Below are 4,692 nucleotides of genomic sequence, written 5' to 3' on the forward strand. Positions count from 1 at the left end.
CTTTCAAAAATTATTATCTTCGTGATGAAGGACAACTTTTTCATCATCCAGATATTTTTCTTTCAGGTTGTGAATTGCTTTCAAAAATTATTATCTTCGTGATGAAGGACAACATACTTGCTGTTGTTACTTTATTAAGCTCAGTTGTGAATTGCTTTCAAAAATTATTATCTTCGTGATGAAGGACAACTTTGGGAATGTAAACAAACCCTATCCTTTAGTTGTGAATTGCTTTCAAAAATTATTATCTTCGTGATGAAGGACAACGAATTCATTGTTAACGATTGTAGATAGGATGTTGTGAATTGCTTTCAAAAATTATTATCTTCGTGATGAAGGACAACTTCAGCCTCAAACAAAAGAAAGTCTTTTAGGTTGTGAATTGCTTTCAAAAATTATTATCTTCGTGATGAAGGACAACATTAGTGGACTTGTACAATGTGATTTATTCGTTGTGAATTGCTTTCAAAAATTATTATCTTCGTGATGAAGGACAACACTGCTGCTGAGGCTTACACAGCGCATAAGGTTGTGAATTGCTTTCAAAAATTATTATCTTCGTGATGAAGGACAACCGCTGAGCCCATCGAGAGGTTGAGACGCCCGTTGTGAATTGCTTTCAAAAATTATTATCTTCGTGATGAAGGACAACGGCAGGCATTGAAAGGGTTTCGCAATTGGGGTTGTGAATTGCTTTCAAAAATTATTATCTTCGTGATGAAGGACAACGTATAAAATCTACATTTACTCCGGAATCATGTTGTGAATTGCTTTCAAAAATTATTATCTTCGTGATGAAGGACAACTGAAGACTTGTTTACAAAAATCTTCGATAAGTTGTGAATTGCTTTCAAAAATTATTATCTTCGTGATGAAGGACAACATCGAAATATACCGTAAATGGTTTGTCCTGGTTGTGAATTGCTTTCAAAAATTATTATCTTCGTGATGAAGGACAACAACGCCTCAATTACGGAAAGTGTGACACATGTTGTGAATTGCTTTCAAAAATTATTATCTTCGTGATGAAGGACAACATCGAAATATACCGTAAATGGTTTGTCCTGGTTGTGAATTGCTTTCAAAAATTATTATCTTCGTGATGAAGGACAACAACGCCTCAATTACGGAAAGTGTGACACATGTTGTGAATTGCTTTCAAAAATTATTATCTTCGTGATGAAGGACAACCTGCTGTAAGTGTTAAATTACCTGTATTGCGTTGTGAATTGCTTTCAAAAATTATTATCTTCGTGATGAAGGACAACCTTTTATCTTGGTCTCTTTATCACTCTTTAGTTGTGAATTGCTTTCAAAAATTATTATCTTCGTGATGAAGGACAACATTACTTCCAGATTATCCTCATTGTATAATGTTGTGAATTGCTTTCAAAAATTATTATCTTCGTGATGAAGGACAACTTCCTTATAAATATGATGTAAATATATTGTGTTGTGAATTGCTTTCAAAAATTATTATCTTCGTGATGAAGGACAACGATTACCAATAAAGGAAACTGCGCCGGATGGTTGTGAATTGCTTTCAAAAATTATTATCTTCGTGATGAAGGACAACTTACAGAAAATCCATACGCAGGACAGCCTGGTTGTGAATTGCTTTCAAAAATTATTATCTTCGTGATGAAGGACAACTTAGATTTTTTACAAGACAAATCACCTAATGTTGTGAATTGCTTTCAAAAATTATTATCTTCGTGATGAAGGACAACAATTAATATATGATAATGCGGTCTTTTAGTGTTGTGAATTGCTTTCAAAAATTATTATCTTCGTGATGAAGGACAACTTTAAGTTCCTTGAACTTTGCATCGAGCATGTTGTGAATTGCTTTCAAAAATTATTATCTTCGTGATGAAGGACAACAAAAGAATTTTTGCTCGTCAAACGGTCTTTGTTGTGAATTGCTTTCAAAAATTATTATCTTCGTGATGAAGGACAACCGTTAGTGTTGGAAGATGGAAGAACTTACGGTTGTGAATTGCTTTCAAAAATTATTATCTTCGTGATGAAGGACAACTAGTCCAAAGTACTTTTCAACTCACCATCAGTTGTGAATTGCTTTCAAAAATTATTATCTTCGTGATGAAGGACAACATTACCAATGCAGAAGTAATCAACATCGAGGTTGTGAATTGCTTTCAAAAATTATTATCTTCGTGATGAAGGACAACGAACCATTTACATTTAAAGTTACATTCTTTGTTGTGAATTGCTTTCAAAAATTATTATCTTCGTGATGAAGGACAACCCGAACAACAACAAGTAATGACAGACGTAGGTTGTGAATTGCTTTCAAAAATTATTATCTTCGTGATGAAGGACAACCTCAAAAAATAATCCATTGGTTTTCAATGGATTATTTTATATTTTAAAAACAACAAAATCTCTAAAAGTTAATTATAATCTATCTCTAATTATCTTTTTTGATTTTCTATTTGGGAATTGCTTTGACTCAGCCAAATCGAATCCAATGCTTTTCGTCGAATCCGCCCACGCTTATCCGGCTGCGGATTTCAAAATTATTATCTTCGTGATGAAGGACAACCTCAAAAAATAATTCATTGGTTTTCAATGGATTATTTTATATTTTAAAAATAACAATATCTCTAAAAGTTAATTATAATCTATCTCTAATTATCTTTTTTGATTTTCTATTTGGAAATTGCTTTGACTCAGCCAAATCGAATCCAACGCTTTTCGTCGAATCCGCCTACGCTTATCCGATTGCGGATTTCAAAATTATTATCTTCGTGATGAAGAACAACCTCAAAAAATAATCTACTGGTTTTCAGTAGATTATTTTTTTAGGATTTAAAATTCAGAACAATTCGAGTTGTTGGAAGGTCGGAGGAGGTTCTTCTTTATTTCTGGCAAAAAAGATTTCGATGTCTCCAAACTGCTTATCGGTAATGCACATAATGGCTACTTTTCCGGCTTTCGGAAGCATAAATTTCACTCTTTTGATGTGTACTTCTGCATTTTCGCGGCTCGGACAGTGTCGTACATACATCGAAAACTGAAATAAGGTAAACCCGTCATCAATTAAAGCCTTCCGGAAACGGTTTGCATCTTTCATATTCGCTTTCGTTTCGGTCGGGAGGTCATATAATACTAAAACCCACATAATTCGGTATGCATTAAACCTTTCGGCGTTCATTTTGGTGACTATTGTTTGTTTTATCGTAACGTTTGCAGTCCGACCTGAGTGGTGCTCTTTTTGCGGGTTTTTGTCCTTCGACTCCACTCAGGATAAACTCCAGGCGGATAAAGCTGCCATAAAAATTATATCAATTCCGGATAGGAAATCAGTCGTTTTTCTCCTGTATAGCATTTGTAAAGCGACGAAGCGGTTGTTTTTACAGCAACCAGTAACGGTCTTGTTTTGTCATCAATACGCACATCTTTGGTCGCAATCTGGAGAATATGCGCTTTAAATTCTTTCGTTAGTTCTTCGGTATCCGGATGAATCTTCAGCCATTGCATCACAAGCAGATCAACAAACGGACGGTAAGGTTCCATTAAATCATCGGCAAGGCAATATGGGTTGTATTTATTTTTATGAAAAATACCGAGAACTGGCAACAGTCCGGTTTCTACAATGGCTCTTGCGACAATGCTTCTGAGCACGGCATATCCAAAATTAAAAAACTGATTGGGTGAATCTCCAAAACGCTGCCTCAAAAAGTCCAGACTGATGAGGTATTTCCAGTAATGCTGCGCCGCAATCCCTTCCATATTCGTTATATCACCGGATTTTACATTTCTCTGATATTCAATCATCGGTTCATAGTAATTCCCCAGTTTCATCAGTACATTTTTTTGGTTTTCGATCTTACATTCCACCGTCTGTTTCCAAAGCTGTTTTTTCAGCGGTTCACTGGCTTCCAACTGATCTTTTACCCGATCGGAATGTTCGGTATGCCCATACAACGGAAGCATTATTCCATGCGGTAAATGATGGGCATCGCAACTCACCACCACGACATTATTTCCCATCATTTTCTGAATCAGATGGTGCGAAATGGTAATCTGATAATGATCCAGCATCAACAACCCCAAATCTTCCACAGGAACACTCCCCTTTTCCGTTTTGGTTTCCGGACAGAGAATTTTTAATTGCTCGTCTTTAAGTTTAAGATAAGCAGGATTGCCGATGTAGATGGAGCGGGTGATCATACTATAAATGTTTTAATATTCTCCTATTTGAACTATCTTACCTAAATGATTAAGCCTTACTTTTACAATAGATCTCAAATTATTAGAGCTTTGAATTACTTTATATGACGTACCTCTTAACACAGAATTTACATCTACACTTGTTTCTAAATGATGTCTAAACCAAAATCCAGAAAGCAATGATCCGAACTTCTGCACTCTAAAAAGATTTTTAGAAATCAAACTCAGATTTTTATCATCAAATAAATCAACTTCTTTCGGATCAAAATCGTCTGATGGAAATAAAAACATTTCATTCTGTTTCATTGTAAATAAGAATTTCCAACCTAACTCAGAATTATATTCTTTGTCAATAATTGGTAAATTCTGATTTACTCTTTCTACAGCTTCATAAAAACTCACAACTTTCTCCTGTAGGTTTCCATTTTCATCTTCATAAATTGCAACGTGATGATTATTTCCTGTACTCACGAAATCAACAGCTATCTTTTGACC

Annotated in this window: 2 protein-coding genes, 1 pseudogene and 1 CRISPR repeat array; all 3 genes and pseudogenes read right to left on the reverse strand. The window is 34.8% G+C overall.

Annotation, left to right across the window (positions count from 1 at the left end; all coding sequences use genetic code 11):
- The first annotated feature begins 66 nt into the window (after positions 1–66).
- A CRISPR array of direct repeats spans positions 67–2,346; the repeat unit is 47 nt; unit sequence GTTGTGAATTGCTTTCAAAAATTATTATCTTCGTGATGAAGGACAAC.
- A 493-nt stretch (positions 2,347–2,839) separates the two neighbouring features.
- A complete protein-coding gene (gene cas2 / locus WFK35_RS20750) occupies positions 2,840–3,178 on the reverse strand; it encodes a CRISPR-associated endonuclease Cas2 (RefSeq protein ID WP_007842732.1) in 339 nt (112 codons plus the stop codon).
- A 125-nt stretch (positions 3,179–3,303) separates the two neighbouring features.
- On the reverse strand, positions 3,304–4,197 hold the full coding sequence (cas1, locus tag WFK35_RS20755; protein WP_336734394.1) for a type II CRISPR-associated endonuclease Cas1: 894 nt from the start codon (positions 4,195–4,197) through the stop codon (positions 3,304–3,306).
- Positions 4,198–4,209: 12 nt separating this feature from the next.
- Positions 4,210–4,692 (reverse strand): annotated as a pseudogene (locus tag WFK35_RS20760) (type II CRISPR RNA-guided endonuclease Cas9); the annotation flags it as partial.

This window comes from Chryseobacterium sp. VD8 (assembly GCF_037149975.1).
Classification (GTDB): Bacteria; Bacteroidota; Bacteroidia; order Flavobacteriales; family Weeksellaceae; genus Chryseobacterium; species Chryseobacterium indicum.

Excerpts from the sequence above, each read along its gene's own strand:
- cas2 (WP_007842732.1), bottom strand. The coding sequence starts at position 3,178 with ATGAACGCCGAAAGGTTTAATGCATACCGAATTATGTGGGTTTTAGTA.
- cas1 (WP_336734394.1), bottom strand. The coding sequence starts at position 4,197 with ATGATCACCCGCTCCATCTACATCGGCAATCCTGCTTATCTTAAACTT.